The sequence below is a fragment of the Stenotrophomonas sp. EMP41 genome, assembly GCF_047495535.1.
Taxonomy (GTDB): Bacteria; Pseudomonadota; Gammaproteobacteria; order Xanthomonadales; family Xanthomonadaceae; genus Stenotrophomonas; species Stenotrophomonas sepilia.
In genome coordinates this window covers 2836960-2851106 of sequence record NZ_CP179923.1, presented here as the reverse complement: position 1 = coordinate 2851106, position 14147 = coordinate 2836960, and the positions used below count along the sequence as shown (strand labels likewise).

General features: G+C 67.5%; 14 protein-coding genes. 7 read left to right on the top strand and 7 right to left on the bottom strand.

Going from position 1 to position 14147, the window contains the following annotated elements; genetic code table 11:
* Positions 1 to 66: 66 nt before the first annotated feature.
* Positions 67 to 3594 carry an ATP-binding protein gene (locus ACMGRF_RS13130; protein ID WP_414485266.1) on the top strand — a complete coding sequence of 1176 codons (3528 nt, stop codon included), beginning with the start codon at positions 67 to 69 and terminating at the stop codon, positions 3592 to 3594.
* A 516-nt stretch (positions 3595 to 4110) separates the two neighbouring features.
* Here the strand turns inward: ACMGRF_RS13130 and mdtD are convergent.
* From mdtD to ACMGRF_RS13105, 5 genes are all read right to left on the bottom strand, one after another.
* Complete coding sequence (gene mdtD / locus ACMGRF_RS13125) at positions 4111 to 5520, bottom strand: multidrug transporter subunit MdtD (RefSeq protein WP_005418383.1); 1410 nt, start codon at positions 5518 to 5520, stop codon at positions 4111 to 4113.
* Positions 5521 to 5612: 92 nt separating this feature from the next.
* Positions 5613 to 6695 (bottom strand): uroporphyrinogen decarboxylase, encoded by a 1083-nt coding sequence (gene hemE / locus ACMGRF_RS13120; RefSeq protein ID WP_049440605.1) that lies wholly within the window; start codon positions 6693 to 6695, stop codon positions 5613 to 5615.
* 25 nt (positions 6696 to 6720) lie between these two features.
* On the bottom strand, positions 6721 to 6960 hold the full coding sequence (locus tag ACMGRF_RS13115; RefSeq protein WP_049413420.1) for a WGR domain-containing protein: 240 nt from the start codon (positions 6958 to 6960) through the stop codon (positions 6721 to 6723).
* 102 nt (positions 6961 to 7062) lie between these two features.
* Positions 7063 to 8175, bottom strand: coding sequence for a 3-dehydroquinate synthase (aroB, locus tag ACMGRF_RS13110; protein ID WP_049413422.1), 1113 nt, complete (start codon positions 8173 to 8175; stop codon positions 7063 to 7065).
* Positions 8172 to 8714 carry a shikimate kinase gene (locus ACMGRF_RS13105; protein WP_049413424.1) on the bottom strand — a complete coding sequence of 181 codons (543 nt, stop codon included), beginning with the start codon at positions 8712 to 8714 and terminating at the stop codon, positions 8172 to 8174. The genes aroB and ACMGRF_RS13105 overlap by 4 nt, the downstream gene beginning before the upstream one ends.
* 98 nt (positions 8715 to 8812) lie before the next feature.
* Here ACMGRF_RS13105 and ACMGRF_RS13100 point away from each other — a divergent pair, with 98 nt between their 5' ends.
* Positions 8813 to 9016 carry a dodecin family protein gene (locus tag ACMGRF_RS13100; protein WP_005410663.1) on the top strand — a complete coding sequence of 68 codons (204 nt, stop codon included), beginning with the start codon at positions 8813 to 8815 and terminating at the stop codon, positions 9014 to 9016.
* Between the two features lie 6 nt (positions 9017 to 9022).
* On the opposite strand, the gene ACMGRF_RS13095 is transcribed toward ACMGRF_RS13100, so the two are convergent.
* Positions 9023 to 9850: a kinase gene (locus ACMGRF_RS13095; protein WP_180880585.1), complete on the bottom strand. Its 828-nt coding sequence runs from the start codon at positions 9848 to 9850 to the stop codon at positions 9023 to 9025.
* Positions 9851 to 9890: 40 nt separating this feature from the next.
* Between ACMGRF_RS13095 and pdxH the strand changes: the two genes are divergently transcribed.
* From pdxH to ACMGRF_RS13070, 5 genes are all read left to right on the top strand, one after another.
* Positions 9891 to 10490 (top strand): pyridoxamine 5'-phosphate oxidase, encoded by a 600-nt coding sequence (gene pdxH / locus ACMGRF_RS13090; protein WP_049413428.1) that lies wholly within the window; start codon positions 9891 to 9893, stop codon positions 10488 to 10490.
* Positions 10487 to 10948: an aminoglycoside N-acetyltransferase AAC(6')-Iz gene (aac(6')-Iz, locus tag ACMGRF_RS13085; RefSeq protein WP_414485265.1), complete on the top strand. Its 462-nt coding sequence runs from the start codon at positions 10487 to 10489 to the stop codon at positions 10946 to 10948. The genes pdxH and aac(6')-Iz overlap by 4 nt, the downstream gene beginning before the upstream one ends.
* Positions 10945 to 11304 (top strand): hypothetical protein, encoded by a 360-nt coding sequence (locus ACMGRF_RS13080; protein WP_049440617.1) that lies wholly within the window; start codon positions 10945 to 10947, stop codon positions 11302 to 11304. Before aac(6')-Iz ends, ACMGRF_RS13080 begins: the two co-directional genes overlap by 4 nt.
* A gap of 158 nt (positions 11305 to 11462) precedes the next feature.
* Entirely contained in the window at positions 11463 to 11924 is a 462-nt protein-coding gene (locus tag ACMGRF_RS13075; protein WP_134709670.1) for a DoxX family protein, read from the top strand.
* 32 nt (positions 11925 to 11956) lie between these two features.
* Positions 11957 to 12394 carry an SMI1/KNR4 family protein gene (locus ACMGRF_RS13070; protein WP_414485264.1) on the top strand — a complete coding sequence of 146 codons (438 nt, stop codon included), beginning with the start codon at positions 11957 to 11959 and terminating at the stop codon, positions 12392 to 12394.
* 26 nt (positions 12395 to 12420) lie between these two features.
* Here the strand turns inward: ACMGRF_RS13070 and prpR are convergent, their stop codons facing one another.
* Positions 12421 to 14004: a propionate catabolism operon regulatory protein PrpR gene (prpR, locus tag ACMGRF_RS13065; protein ID WP_262256577.1), complete on the bottom strand. Its 1584-nt coding sequence runs from the start codon at positions 14002 to 14004 to the stop codon at positions 12421 to 12423.
* Between the last annotated feature and the right edge of the window lie 143 nt (positions 14005 to 14147).

Below are 14147 nucleotides of genomic sequence, written 5' to 3'. Positions count from 1 at the left end.
CTTTCGGTTTACCATGCCGACGCCCGCAGCGCGGGAATCATCAGGACCAGCGTGAGGAGGCAATCGGTGGTGTATCTGCGGGCGGCGATGCTGCTGCTGGTCCTCCTGTGCTGCGCGTTGCCCGCTGCGGCACAGCCGGTGCCTCCGAGCCCGCGGCAGGTGACGGTGTTCGATGGCCTGCCGTCCAATACCGTCAATCGCATGGCCGAGGACCGTTACGGCTACCTGTGGATCGCCACCAACGATGGCCTGGCCCGCTATGACGGCCGCACCTACCGCGTGTGGCGTTCCGAGGATGGACTGCGTGACAACCGCATCTGGACGGTGCTGGTCGATGCCCGCAACCAGTTGTGGATAGGCACCGAGAACGCGGGCCTGGTGCGCATGTCGGCCGACCGCCGCCAGCTGCACTTCTACGACCGCAGCAGCCAGCCGTTGATGGGCACCAACACGGTCTGGAGCCTGGCCAGTACGCCTGATGGCTCGATCTGGTTCGGTACCCACGAAGGCGGCCTGTACCGCCTGGACAGCCAGGATCGCCTGCAGCGCTTCCTGCCCGAGCCGAACAATCCGCGCAGCCTGCCTTCGTCGTCGGTGCCCTACCTGGCCACGCTGGCCGATGGCAGCCTGTGGATCGGCACCAAGCATGGCGTGGCGCGCTGGACCGGGACCGACTTCGAGCGTGTCGGCACGGACATCATCCCCAGCCTGCTGATCAACGGGCTGACCGCCGAACCGGATGGCAGCCTATGGATCAGCACGATGGCCGGCGCCACCGTGCGCCGCCCGGATGGCCGCTTCGAAGCCCCCCCGTGGAAGCTGCCGCCGGGCGAGCAGGTGCTGGGCATGATGCTGCGCGACGAGCAGGGCGGGCACTGGCTGGATACGCGCACCGGGCTGGGGCGTGCGGTCGATGGCCAGTACCAGACCGTGCCGCTGTACAGCGCGATCGCGCGCGGTCCGGTACGGCCGAACTGGACCGGGGCCTACGAGGACCGCGAAGGTGGCATCTGGTTGGCCAGCACCAATGCCGGGCTGTGGCACCTGCTGCCACGCTGGTGGCAGTTCTCGGTGCTGTCGCGCCTGGAGGACGACCCCAGCTCGCTGCGCAATGCGCTCGTGCTGGGTACTAGCCCCTCCAGCAACGGCGGCGTCTGGACGGTGGGCAGCCATGGCGCGCTGGACCGCTTCGACCCGAAGACCGGCAGGATCGAGCAGCATCGCACCTGGGTCAATGGCATGCACTGGTTGACCTCGGTGCGTGAGGACCGGCGCGGCCAGGTCTGGATTGGATCGACCGATGCGCTGGTGCGCTACGACCCGCAACGGCGCGAACTGCGTCGTTGGGGCCGTGACGCCGGTGCAGATGCGGCGATGGAAGGAGTCGTCGAAGCGATGATGACCTGCGACGGCGACAGCCTCTGGTTGATGCTGCCCGCAGGCCTGCAGCAGCGCGACCTCGACGGCCACGTTCGGCGCCAGCTGGACAATGGCCAGCGCGGCCTGCAGCAGGGCCAGCTCAACCTCGATGTGGAATGCGGTCCGCAGGACCACATCTGGCTGGCCAGCAGCCGTGGCCTGCTGCAGTGGCTGCCGGAAAGCGAGCGCTTCCAGCCGGTGCCGGGTGCGCCGGCAACGGCGATCCATGCGTTGCATGTGGGCCGTGACGGCCAGGTCTGGTTGTCCGAGGATGGTCGCCTGTCCCGTTACCGCTGGAGCCAGGGGCGGCTGGAACGGCAGGCGGTGGTCGGTGCCGAACAGGGCTATCCGGCGATCTCCGCCTCCGGCCTGGTGGTGGATGCGCAGGGCGTGGCCTGGGCGACCAGCGCACGCGGCCTGGTACGCGTCAGTGCCGATGGGCAGAGCGTGCGCCTGTACGGCGTGCACGACGGCCTGCCAAGCCAGGAATTCCGCGAGCACACCTTGATCGCAGCGGCCGATGGCCACCTGGTGGCCGGAACGGCAGCGGGCGCGGTGGTGTTCGACCCGGAGCAGGTACGGCCTTCGGTCCGTCGCGCCCCGCTGGTGATCGAGCGGGTGGAAGTGCGCCGCAACGAGCAGGTGCTGGACATGACCCACGATGCGCCGTTGCAGATCGCCGATGGCGACCGCGACCTGCGCATCGTCGCGCGATTGCTGTCCTTCGCCGACTCCGCGTCCAATACGTACCGCTACCGCCTGGCCGGCTACGACCCCGATTGGGTCGAAGTCGGCCCGGCCGGCGAGCGCCTGTTCTCGCGCCTGGCGCCGGGCAGCTACCGGCTGGAAGTACAGGCCCGGTCGGCCGACCATGTGTGGTCGCGGGTGCAGAGCCTGGAATTCCGCGTGCAGCCGCCGTGGTGGCGCAGCCTGTCCGGCCTGCTGGTGCTGGCGTCGGTCGGGTTGCTGCTGACCAGCTGGTTTGCCTGGTTGTACCGACGCCGCCTGCAGCGGCGCCACGCCTACCAGCTGGCGCTGCACAAGCAGGAACTGGCCGAGCAGGCGTCGGCGGCCAAGACCCGCTTCCTGGCCAACCTTGGCCATGAGATCCGCACGCCGATGACCGGCGTGCTGGGCATGAGCGAGCTGCTGCTGGCCTCGCCACTGGACCCGCAGCAGCGTGGCTACACGCAGTCGATCCGGCATGCTGGCGAGCACCTGCTGCACCTGGTCAACGATGCGCTGGACCTGGCGCGGATCGAGTCGGGGCGCCTGGAACTGCAGTCGCAGTCGTTTGCGTTGATTGGCCTGTTGCAGGATCTGGCGGCGCTGATGGGCCCGCTGGCTGCACAGAAGGGCCTGCGCTTCGTCCTCGACAACCAGCTGCCGCCGGGCCTGCAGGCGACCGGTGATGCCATGCGCGTGCGGCAGATCCTGCTCAACCTGCTGTCGAACGCAGTGAAATTCACCAGCCGCGGCACTATCACCCTGCACGCACGTTGCGATGGCGAGCTGCGTGCGCTGCACTTCGAGGTGCGCGATACCGGCCCGGGCATCAGCCAGGAACAACAGCAGCGCCTGTTCCGTCGCTTCGAGCAGGCCGATGGTGCACGTACCGCGGCGCAGTACGGTGGCAGTGGCCTCGGTCTGGCGATCTGCCGCGAGCTGGCGCATGCGATGCAGGGGCGGATCCAGGTGGAGAGCCAGCTGGGCCGGGGCACCTGTTTCGGCGTGACCTTGCCATTGCCGCTGGTGGTGAACAGCGATGCCGAGGCGTCGGCCGAGGGGCATCGCGACGAAACGGCGAACATGCCGCCGCTGCGGGTGCTGCTGGTCGAGGACGATGCCACCGTGGCCGACGTGGTGCGTGGCCTGTTGAGCGCACGCGGCCACGAGGTGGTGCATGCCGGCCATGCGCTGGCGGCGCTGCGCGAGATCAGTGCCGGCGATTTCGACGTCGGCCTGCTGGATCTGGACCTGCCGGGCCTGAGCGGTTTCGAACTGGCCCAGCACCTGCGTAACCAGGGCTACATGCTGCCGTTGCTGGCGGTGACCGCACGCACCGATCCGGACCTGCAGCAGCAGGTGGAAGCAGCCGGCATTGGCGGCTTCCTGCGCAAGCCAGTAACCGGTGAGCTGCTGGTGGAGGCGATCGCCAGGGCGATGGGCAGGTAGGGTTTATTGCAGGGCTTGCAGCCCTGCACCTGCAGAATCAACGTCAACGTCAAAAGCCTGCATTCCTTGGGATGGCGGGGTGGATCCGGTTGCGGGAGACGCCGTAAACCCATCCATGGGGGCTTGGCCGCGGCATCCATGCCGCGGACACTCCCGCAACCGGACCCACCCCGCCTTCGATAGTTTTCCGCGATCTGTCGGAACGACGCTCGGAGTCAGATCCGTTTTCCGAAGGAAAACGGATCTGACCCCAGATGTATTTCGATATCTGACAGATGTGTCGACCAAGGTCGACACCCACCAACAGCAGCGACCATCTGTCAGAGGTGGGGGGTGTCGCAGTGCGGGGTGTCAGCCGCATGGATGCGGCTGCCAAGCCTACAGGGACGTACTTGCGGCGTCCCCGCACTGCGACACCGCCCCGCCAACCCACGGAATGCCGCTTTGGCTGTTGCTGTTGCCGGCCAGCGGCCGGCACTACCGCGGGTGCAGGGCCGCAGGCCCTGCCGGACCCGCTTACTCCGCGACGTGCTCGACCTGCCGCGGTTCGGGCTTGGTGTCAGGCAGCTGCCAGAAGATCATCGTTGAGGTCAGGGTGATCGCGCCCACGCACAGGAATGTGGCATGCAGCGCGGCGGTCGCGCTGTTGCTGTCCAGGTGATTGCCGAATGCGGCCAGCAGGCTGCCGGCCGCCGCGGCGCCGAAACCGGCGGCCAGCATCATCACCATCGACAGCAGGCTGTTGCCGGAACTGGCGAATTCGCGATCAAGGTCGCGCAACGTCACGGTGTTCATCACGGTGAACTGCAATGAATTGACCGCGCCGAAGAACGCAAGCTGCACCAGGCGCCAGGCCAGGTGCTGGCCAGGTGTCATCAGGATGAAGCTGGCCATTGCCAGCCCCACCAGCACGGTGTTGGTCATCAGCACGCGGCGATAGCCGTACCGTTCGACCAGCTTCACTGCCAGTTTCTTTGAGACCATGCCGGCGGCCGCCACCGGTACCATCATCAGGCCGGCGTTCATCGGGCCCAGACCGAGGCCGACCTGCAGCAGCAGCGGGATCAGCATCGGCATGGCGCTGCTGCCGATGCGCGAGAACAGGTTGCCGAGGATTCCGATGCGGTAGCTGGGTACGCGGAACAGGGCCAGCGAGAACAAGGGCGCGGTGGAATTGGCGGCATGCAGCCAGTAGCCCACCAGCGCAGCCAGGCCCGCGACCGTCATCAACATCACCAGCGCGTGCGGGGTGCCGAGTCCGGAGATGCCGTCCAATGCCAGCGACAGCACCACCATCGCAAAGGCCAGCATGATGTAGCCGCGCAGGTCGAAACGGGTGCGATGGCTGGCGTAGTGGTCGGGCATGATCTTCATCGCGGCGATGAAACCGATCACGCCGATCGGCAGGTTGATCAGGAACACCCAGTGCCATGAGGCGATCTCGACCAGCCAGCCGCCCAGCGTCGGCCCGATCAGCGGGCCGACCAGCGCGGGGATGGCGATGAAGCTCATCGCACGCAGGAAATCCTCGCGCGGCACCGAGCGCATCACCGCCAGCCGACCGACCGGCAGCAGCATCGCACCGCCGATGCCCTGCAGCACGCGCGCGCCGACCAGCTGGTGCAGGTGCTGGGCCAACGCGCAGGCCAGCGAGCCGAGGGTGAACAGGATGATCGCCACCAGGAAGGTGCGCCGGGTGCCATAGCGGTCGGCGATCCAGCCCGAGGCGGGAATGAAGGTGGCGACCGCCAGCGCATAGCTGAACACCACCGACTGCATCTGCAGCGGGCTCTCGCCCAGGCTGGCCGCCATCGCCGGCAACGCCGTGTTGACGATGGTCGAGTCCAGCATCTGCATGAAGATCGCCAGGGACACCAGCCATAGCAGGGGGCGCTGGCGGTTGTAGGTCGATGGCGATGTGGACATGGGGTGTGGCCGGTGCAGCGTGGGGGCCGCCATGATCGCGCACTGCGGGTCACGGCGCGATCAACATCGCGCCGTGATGGCATACGGAATGCTCAGCGTTGGCTGTGCGCGTGCACCGCGTCGACCAGGACCTGCACGTGCGCCGGGTCCATGTCCGGCGACATGCCGTGGCCGAGATTGAACACATGGCCTTCGCGCGAGCCGCCGTTGCCGGCGGCATAGGTGTCGAGCACGCGCGCTGCCGCCGTGGCGATCGCATCCGGCGAGGCGTACAGCGTGGTCGGGTCGAGGTTGCCCTGCAGGGCGACGCGACCACCGGTGCGGCGCATTGCCTCGTCCAGGTCCAGCGTCCAGTCCAGGCCAAGTGCATCGGCGCCGGTCTGCGACAGTGCTTCCAGGTGCAGGCCGGTGCCCTTGCCGAACAGGATCAGCGGCGTGCGCTCGCTGCCTTCGCCGCGATCCAGGCCCTGTGCAATCCGCTGCAGGTAACGCAGCGAGAACTCGCGGTACATCGCCGGGGACAGCACGCCCCCCCAGGTGTCGAACACCTGCAGCGCCTGCGCACCGGCCGCGCGTTGCGCACCGAGGTAGGCGATCACCGCGTCGGTGGTGACTTCCAGCAGGCGGTGCAGCGCCTGCGGATGGTTCAGCGCCATCGCCTTGATGCGTGCGAAATCCTTGCTGCCGCCGCCTTCCACCATGTAGCAGGCCAGCGTCCAGGGGCTGCCGGAGAAGCCGATCAGCGGCACCTGGCCGTCCAGCTCGCGGCGGATCAGGCGTACCGCATCCATCACGTAGCCCAGGTCCTGCTCCATGTCCGGCACCGCCAGCTTGGCGATGGCCGCTTCATCACGCACCGGATGGCGGAACTTCGGGCCTTCGCCTTCGACGAAGTACAGCTCGAGGCCCATCGCATCGGGAATGGTGAGGATGTCCGAGAACAGGATGGCTGCGTCCAGCGGGAACCGGCGCAGCGGCTGCAGGGTGACTTCGCAGGCGATCTCCGGGGTCTTGGCCATGGCCAGGAAGCTGCCGGCCTTGGCCCGGGTCGCGCGGTATTCCGGCAGATAGCGGCCGGCCTGGCGCATCAGCCAGACGGGGGTGCAGTCCACCGGTTCGCGGCGCAGGGCGCGCAGCAGGCGATCGTTGCGGAGAGGGCTGGTCACGATGGGCATTCCTTGGACGGGAGGAGCAGCGGCGTCAGTCGCCGTGCGAAAGGATCTGGAAGCCGCGATGCAGTTCGGCATCGCGGGCCTTCTCAAAGGCGTGGCGGGCGTCGTCGGCCTGCAGGAACAGCTCGCGCCGCAGCTGCGAGCGGCCACCGACGCGACCGCTCTCGCGCAGCAGCTCCCAGCCGCCGAACAGGTCCGGCAGCAGGCTCAGGCGCAGGAAGCGCGGTGCCTGTGCACCGGCGTCGGGATGTTGCAGGTAGACGTGCATGGCGCCGATTGTAGCGGGGCAGGGGTGACCCCTGCCGCAACGTGGTAGTGCCGGCTGCTGGCCGGCTTCCCCGTTGCTGACGTTGCCGGCCAGCGGCCGGCACTACCGGACCGCCAGCACCTTCAGTACCGCCGCCTCATCGACGTCCGGCACCACTTCGGCACGGCCCATCCCGCGCCACAACACCAGGCGCAGGCGGCCGGCCACGTTCTTCTTGTCCAGGCGCATGCGGCCGAGCAGGGCCTGCGGGTCGAGGCCGGCCGGGATTGCCACCGGCAGGCCGAGGCGTTCCAGCAGCGCCTGCAGGCGTGCGCGGTCGGCATCGTCGGCCAGGCCCAGGTCGGTGGACAGCTTTGCCGCCAGCACCATGCCCACCGCCACCGCCTCGCCATGGTTCAGCGCATCGCGGCCCGGAGCCGAGTAGCCCTGTTCGGTCTCGATGGCATGGCCGAAGGTATGCCCGAGGTTGAGCAGGGCACGTTCGCCCTTCTCGAACGGATCGCGCTCGACGATGGCGGCCTTGTGCCGGCAGCTGCGCGCGATGGCTTCGGCCAGCGCGGCATCCTCGCCGGCCAGCAGCGCATCGGCATGCTGCTGCAGCCATTCGAAGAACACCGCATCGCCCAGCGCGCCGTACTTCACCACTTCGGCCAGGCCCGCGCGCAGTTCGCGCGGCGGCAGGGTGGCCAGCACGCGGGTATCAGCGATCACCGCACGCGGTGGATGGAACGCGCCGACCAGGTTCTTGCCGGCAGGGATGTCGACCGCGGTCTTGCCGCCCACCGACGAATCGACCATCGCCAACAGGGTGGTCGGCAGCTGCACGCAGTCCACGCCGCGCATCCAGCAGGCGGCGGCAAAACCGGCAAGGTCACCGACCACGCCGCCGCCGAGGGCGAACACACAGGCGTCGCGGGTGGCGCCGAGCGCGGCCAGTGCTTCGATCGCGCGGCCGAATTCGGCCAGCGTCTTGGAGGCTTCGCCCGCGGCCAGCACGTGCTCGCCGATGATCAGGTCAGGGCGAGCGGCGAGCAGCGTCTGCTTGACCGACGCCAGATAGCGCGGAGCCACTTCGCTATCGCTGAGCAGCAGCACATGGCGGCCGCGCACGTGTGAAACCAGTGCAGCGCCATCGGCCAGGGCACCGGCGCCGATGGTGATGGAGTAGGGGCGATCGCCGCCAACGGCGACCTGCAGCAGGGCGGGGGAAGTCATGCGGTCATGTCCTGGCGCTGCCATTGCGTGGCCAGCCTGACTACCAGTTGGGCAGTCGCGTCGGCAGCGGTATACGGGTCGGTATCGAGGGTGAGGTCGGCCAGTTCGCGGTACAGCGGGTCGCGCTGTGCGGCCAGATCCTGCAGCACCTGCTCGCGGTCCGGGCGCTGCAGCAGCGGCCTGCCCTTGTCGCGGGCCAGGCGTTCCAGCTGCGCGGCCACGCTGACCCGCAGGTAGACCACGAAGCCGCGCCGGGCAATCAGTGCACGGTTGCCGGGGTCCAGCACCGCGCCGCCGCCGGTGGAGACCAGCTGGCCGCGGCCTTCCAGCACGCGGGCCAGGGCCTCGCGTTCATGGTTGCGGAAACCGGCTTCGCCAGCGTGCTCGAAGATGGTCGGGATGCTGGCACCGGCGGCATCGACGATGGCCTGGTCGACATCGACGAAGTCCAGCGTGAAGCGCTCGGCCAGGCGGCGGCCGATGCAGGTTTTGCCGGCGCCCATCGGGCCGATCAGGATCAGGTTCGGAGCAGGATTCATGCCCTCTGATGCTAACACCTCCGTGCCCTGGCCTTTACGTTCTTCACGTCAGGGTAGGCGTTCCAGCGGGGTCTCCCGCGCCAGCCGGAGTACAGGCCATGACGGTCGCCAAGGTCATCGAAATCACCGCCTCCTCGCCGAAAAGCGTGGAGGACGCCGTGCGCAGCGGGCTGAAGAAGGTCTCCGAGACGGTCAAGGGCATCCAGGGCGCCTGGGTGAACGAGACCAAGGTGGTCACCAACGGCAGCGGCGAGATCACCGAATGGCGGGTCAACCTGCGGGTGACCTTCCTGGTGGAATAGCCGCGCTCAGCGCACGGCCTGCACCTGCCGCTGGCCGTCCAGGACCACGACGTGGTCGGCGAGCGTGGGAAGCGTGCGCAGTGCCTGCCGGCTGACCCGCTCGTAGTACTGCACGAAACGCTCCAGCTGCGGCCGGCTCATGCCGTGCCGGCCCGGCTGCGCGGCCTGCAGGTTCTGCTCCTGCTGCCAGCGCCAGCGCGGTACCACCGCGAAATCCGGCGGTTGCAGGAACCACAGGCGGTCGCAGCGCTGCCACAACGCCGGGTAGTCACGGGCCAGCGCCTGGTTGCACCAGCGCCGCCAGCGGCCATCGGCGTCGGCCTCGCGTTCCAGTGCGTTCAACGGGCTGTCCAGCGCAGCGTCATCCTGCGCGGGCGTGCCCAGGAACCAGCCTTCGAACACCAGCAGGTCCAGCGGTTGTTGCAGACGCGGCCATTGCGCTTCGGGCAGGCGCTCGTCGGCCAGCTTGTCGAAACGCGGCATTGCGAAGGGCTGGCGTGCGGCCACGGCGTTCAATACCGCATGGGCCAGCGGCAGGTCATGGGTGCCGGGTGGGCCGCGGGTGATCAGCAGTGGGTGCACCTGGCGGGCCAGCCGTTGGCGCTGTGCGCGGGTCAGGTAGACGTCGTCGATCGACAGCGTGGCTGCGTTCAGGCCGCGTGCCTGGGCGCGGGCCACGACCTGCGCGGCCAGCGTCGATTTGCCGCTCCCCTGCAGGCCGCTGATCGCCAATACTGGAACCGCTGCGCCACTGCCCAGTGCATCGTCCAGCACCTGTTCGGCCAATGTTTCGGGGAATCCTTTCACCTGGGGCATATACGCAGCAGCGGCCATGCAGCCACAATAGCCCAATCCGTGTGAGAAGAACGCAATCATGAGCGACCTGTACGCCGAAGCCCTGTCCACGTTTACCGGCCTGTTCGAAGAAGCCAAACAGAGCCGCGAGGTCGAGCCGAACGCGATGACCGTGGCCACTGCCGATACGCACGGCCGTCCCTCGGCACGTACCGTGCTGCTGAAGGCGTTCGACGAGCGTGGTTTCGTGTTCTACACCCACCTGGACAGCCATAAGGGCCGGGAGCTGCAGGCCAATCCGCAGGCCGCGCTGTTGTTCCTGTGGCGCAGCCTGCGCGAGGCCGGTATCCAGGTGCGCATCGAGGGTCGCGTCGAGCAGGTCGCCGATGCCGAAGCCGATGCCTATTTCGCCAGCCGCCCGCGCATGAGCCAGATCGGCGCGTGGGCCTCGCAGCAGTCGAAGACGCTGGCCACGCGCGAGGAATTCGATGCGCGCGTGGCCGAGGTCGAAGCCCGCTTCGAGGGCAAGGACGTGCCGCGCCCGGACGGCTGGAGCGGCCTGCGCGTGGTGCCCGACCGCATCGAGTTCTGGTACGGCGCGCAGTTCCGCCTGCACGAGCGCTGGTGCTATGAAGCCGGTGCTGAAGGGCGCTGGAGCAAGCGCCTGCTGTATCCGTGATCGACAGCGCGCCCACGATCCGCCAGGCCACGCCGGCCGATGCGGCCGCGTGGGCGCAGTTGCGTCTCGGCCTGTGGCCTGATGCCGATGATCCGCTGGAGGAACTGACGCAGTCGCTGGCAGATGCCGAAGGTGCTGTGTTCTTGGCCTGTGCGGCGGATGGCGAGGCGGTTGGTTTCGCTGAAGTGCGCCTGCGCCATGACTACGTGAACGGCACCGAGTCTTCGCCGGTGGGGTTCCTGGAGGGCTGGTACGTGCAGCCGCAGTGGCAAGGCCGCGGCGTCGGCCGCGCCCTGCTGGCGGCGGTGCAGGCGTGGACGCGCGATGCGGGCTGCCGCGAACTGGCTTCGGACAGTCGCGTGGAAGACGTGCAGGCTCACGCCGCGCATCGGGCCTGCGGCTTCGAAGAGACCGAACGGGTGGTCTATTTCCGCTTGCCACTGGAGCCATCGGCGTGAATCGCGTGGCGCTGTATCGCGTGGTGGTGTTCGTGCCGTCGGCAGCACTGGGCGCGGTGAAGCAGGGCATCCTGGCGGTGGACGCGCTGGCGGCCGGCGACTACGAGCACGGGATGTGGTGGTCGGCGCCGGGGTTCGAACAGTTCCGCCCGCGCGTGGGTGCGTCGCCCGTACAGGGTGAGGCGGGGCGCACCGAAGTGGTCGACAGCGTACGCCTGGAATTCTGCCTGCCGCGCGATCCGCAGCGGCTGCAGCGCATCTTCGAACAGGGCATCGCGCCGCATCACCCGTGGCAGGTGCCGGTGGTGCAGGTGGAGGAAATTGAGCTTCTGCTGGCCGACGCACGGCGGTTGTAGAGCCGTGCCATGCTCGGCTGCTGCCCCGACGCATGAGGCAGTCGAGCAGGGCTCGACTCTACAAGAGCAGGCTGTCGCAAATGGACCGGCTTGCTTCATCTGCGGGCAGGCAACCAACCGGCACACTCCGACGGATGATCTCGACTTCCGGAGTTGCCATGCCTTCCTGGCGATGCCTGTTCGCCGTACCTCCCCCGCGTCGCGGCGTGGAAGCGCTCCTGCTGTTGCTCGCCCGCATCGTGGCCGGGGTGATGTTCTGCGTCTCCGGTTGGAACAAGGTGTTCACTGACGCCGGGCGCGAGCGCATGGTGCATACGCTGGTCGATGCGGGTATCCCGTTCCCGGTATTCAGTGCGCCGGTGCTCGGTGCGATTGAATGGATCGCCGGCGGCCTGCTTGTGCTGGGGCTGGTGAGCCGCCCTTCGGCCCTGCTGCTGGCGGCGATCTGCGCAGTGGCGGCGCTGACCGATGGTATCGCGCGCATTCCTGCGGGACTGAGCGTGCCGGATTGGCTGAGCTGGTTCTTCTACCTGAGCGAAGTGCCGCTGGGCGTACTGCTGCTATGGATTGCCGCAGTGGGGAGTGGACGGTTCGCGATCGAAGCGCGCTGCGCGCGTTGAACATTGAGTGATGCGGAGGCAGTTGAATGCGGATGAATGATCTGATCCAGCGCGTGGTTCGCGCGTACCCGGATCGTCGGAATCCTGATTGCGCTTCGGCGGCCGACGTCATGCGTCGCTTGGGCGTTGCTCCTCACTGCGATATGTGGATTTTTTACATGGCGGTCAATGGCGCGCTGCCTGCTGTGAGCGGTAGGCTTGAATTGTTGCGTATCGTTGGTCCTGGAATTCCGAAGATTCCAGACCAGGCTGAGTACGTTTGGGATCGTTACGAGCTCCCAGCGGATTTTCTTCCGTTGTCATCTGACGAAGGTGAGGGGATGTATTTATACGATGTGCGAAAGGAAGTTGTGCATGACTATTGCCTGGCTCGGCATGATCAGTTTCTTTCAGGTAAAACTCCTGCCCGTTGGAAGAATTTCGTAGATTTCATTGTTTGGTACATCAACGATGATGATCGGGCGGCTTAGATGAAGCAGTCGAGCAAGCTCGACTTCTACAACCCTTCTGCGCGCAGCCAGCGCCACAGCGTGGTGCGGGATACCCCCAACGCCTGTGCCATGCCCTCACGGTCATTGCGGTGTTCCTGCAACAGCGTTTCCAACTGCGCACGCGGCGGCCGCTTGCCGTTGCTTTCCACCGTCAGTGCAGGGGCACCTTCATTCACCAGCTCGGGTGCCAGTTGCAGCAGTCGCGCGGCATCAATCAGCCCTTCACCGGGCTGCCAGTGGATGCGCAGGCGATCGACCAGATTGCGCAGCTCGCGCACGTTTCCCGGCCACTCGGCCGCGCACAGTAGCGCCAGCGCCGCCTCATCCAGTGGCGCGTCGATGCCGCGCAGCTGGCGGAAGAAGTGCTGTGCCAGCAGCGGGATGTCACTGCGCCGCGCACGCAGCGGGGGCAGGGCGATGCGTAGTGCGGCCAGCCGGTAATACAGGTCGCGACGGAAGCTGCCGGTCGCCGCGCGCTGCTCCAGCGACTGCAGGGTGGCGGCCACCACGCGCAGGTCGACTGCGGTCGGTTCAGTAGCGCCGACACGCAGCACCTCGCGTTCTTCCAGCACGCGCAGCAGGCGGGTCTGCAACGGCAGCGGCAGTTCGCCGATCTCATCCAGGAACAACGTACCGCCATCGGCGGCCTCGACCAGGCCGACGCGACCACCGCGCCGTGCACCCGTGAAGGCGCCGTCGCTGTAGCCGAACAGTTCCGCTTCCAGCAGTGATTCGCTGATGGCGCCGCAGTTCAGTGCCACGAAGCGGCCACGACGGCCACTGGCGGCGTGCAGTTGGCGCGCTACCAGTTCCTTGCCGGTGCCGGTTTCGCCGGTGACCAGCACGGTGCTGTCGTGCGGTGCGTAGAGCGCGATCTGTGCGCGCACCTGCGCCATCGCGTCGCTGTCGCCGAGCAGTTCGTGCGTATCGGCACGCGCTGCAGGGCGCCGGCGCGGGGTGGATCGGTTGCCACTGGAGCGGGCCAGGGTCTGGGTCAGTTCGAGGGCGTGTTCGAACGCCTGCCGTACCGAATCGGCGGAGTACAGCAGCACGCCGGGCAGGCCGGCTTGTTCGGCGTGGTCGATGGCCATACCGGTGCCGACGATCACCTCGATGCCATTGGCGCGCAGGTCAGCAATGCAGTCGCGCGCGTCCTCGCGGGTGACGAAGCGGCGATGCTCGATATCCAGGCCGAAACTCTGCTGGAAGTTGCTGAACACGGGTACGTCGCTGGCGTGGGTGACCAGGCCGATGCGGCTGGCGATGCGGCGGGCACGGGCCAGCGCTTCCATCAGGTCGAAGCCGTTGGCCTGGATCGGCACCAGTGGCAACTCCAGCCGGCCGCGCAGCCAGGCCGCATTGGAGCCGCCGGCGATCACTACGTCGCAGTGCTCGCGGCGCAGACGCTGGCCGATCACGTCCACCGCTTCCTCGAAGCCGAGGTTGATCTGCTCGATGCGCGCGCGGCGGTCGAACTCGGGAATGACGTCGCCGAGCAGGCCGGTCAGGCGCGAGACGCTGACGGTCCAGATCACCGGGCGGCCGGGGTCGGCATCGGCGTGGCGCAGCGGGGAGCGGGGCAGGTACATGGGGGCAGCGATTGGTAGAAGTGTTTCATGATACATCTGTTTCAATGTTTCATATGTTTCACTGTTGCGGGGTGGTCATGCCTGTGAAATCAACGGCTTGCAGCTTGGCATGGGGCTTGCGCCCTCTGTCCCGTACTTCAACC

Bases quoted from the DNA above. Each gene is read 5' to 3' on its own strand.
- prpR (WP_262256577.1), bottom strand. From the start codon at position 14,004: ATGTACCTGCCCCGCTCCCCGCTGCGCCACGCCGATGCCGACCCCGGC.
- ACMGRF_RS13115 (WP_049413420.1), bottom strand. From the start codon at position 6,960: ATGCACGTCTACCTGCAACATCCCGACGCCGGTGCACAGGCACCGCGC.
- ACMGRF_RS13095 (WP_180880585.1), bottom strand. From the start codon at position 9,850: ATGGCCGCTGCTGCGTATATGCCCCAGGTGAAAGGATTCCCCGAAACA.
- ACMGRF_RS13075 (WP_134709670.1), top strand. From the start codon at position 11,463: ATGCCTTCCTGGCGATGCCTGTTCGCCGTACCTCCCCCGCGTCGCGGC.
- hemE (WP_049440605.1), bottom strand. From the start codon at position 6,695: ATGCCCATCGTGACCAGCCCTCTCCGCAACGATCGCCTGCTGCGCGCC.
- ACMGRF_RS13105 (WP_049413424.1), bottom strand. From the start codon at position 8,714: ATGAATCCTGCTCCGAACCTGATCCTGATCGGCCCGATGGGCGCCGGC.
- aroB (WP_049413422.1), bottom strand. From the start codon at position 8,175: ATGACTTCCCCCGCCCTGCTGCAGGTCGCCGTTGGCGGCGATCGCCCC.
- mdtD (WP_005418383.1), bottom strand. From the start codon at position 5,520: ATGTCCACATCGCCATCGACCTACAACCGCCAGCGCCCCCTGCTATGG.
- ACMGRF_RS13100 (WP_005410663.1), top strand. From the start codon at position 8,813: ATGACGGTCGCCAAGGTCATCGAAATCACCGCCTCCTCGCCGAAAAGC.
- ACMGRF_RS13070 (WP_414485264.1), top strand. From the start codon at position 11,957: ATGAATGATCTGATCCAGCGCGTGGTTCGCGCGTACCCGGATCGTCGG.
- pdxH (WP_049413428.1), top strand. From the start codon at position 9,891: ATGAGCGACCTGTACGCCGAAGCCCTGTCCACGTTTACCGGCCTGTTC.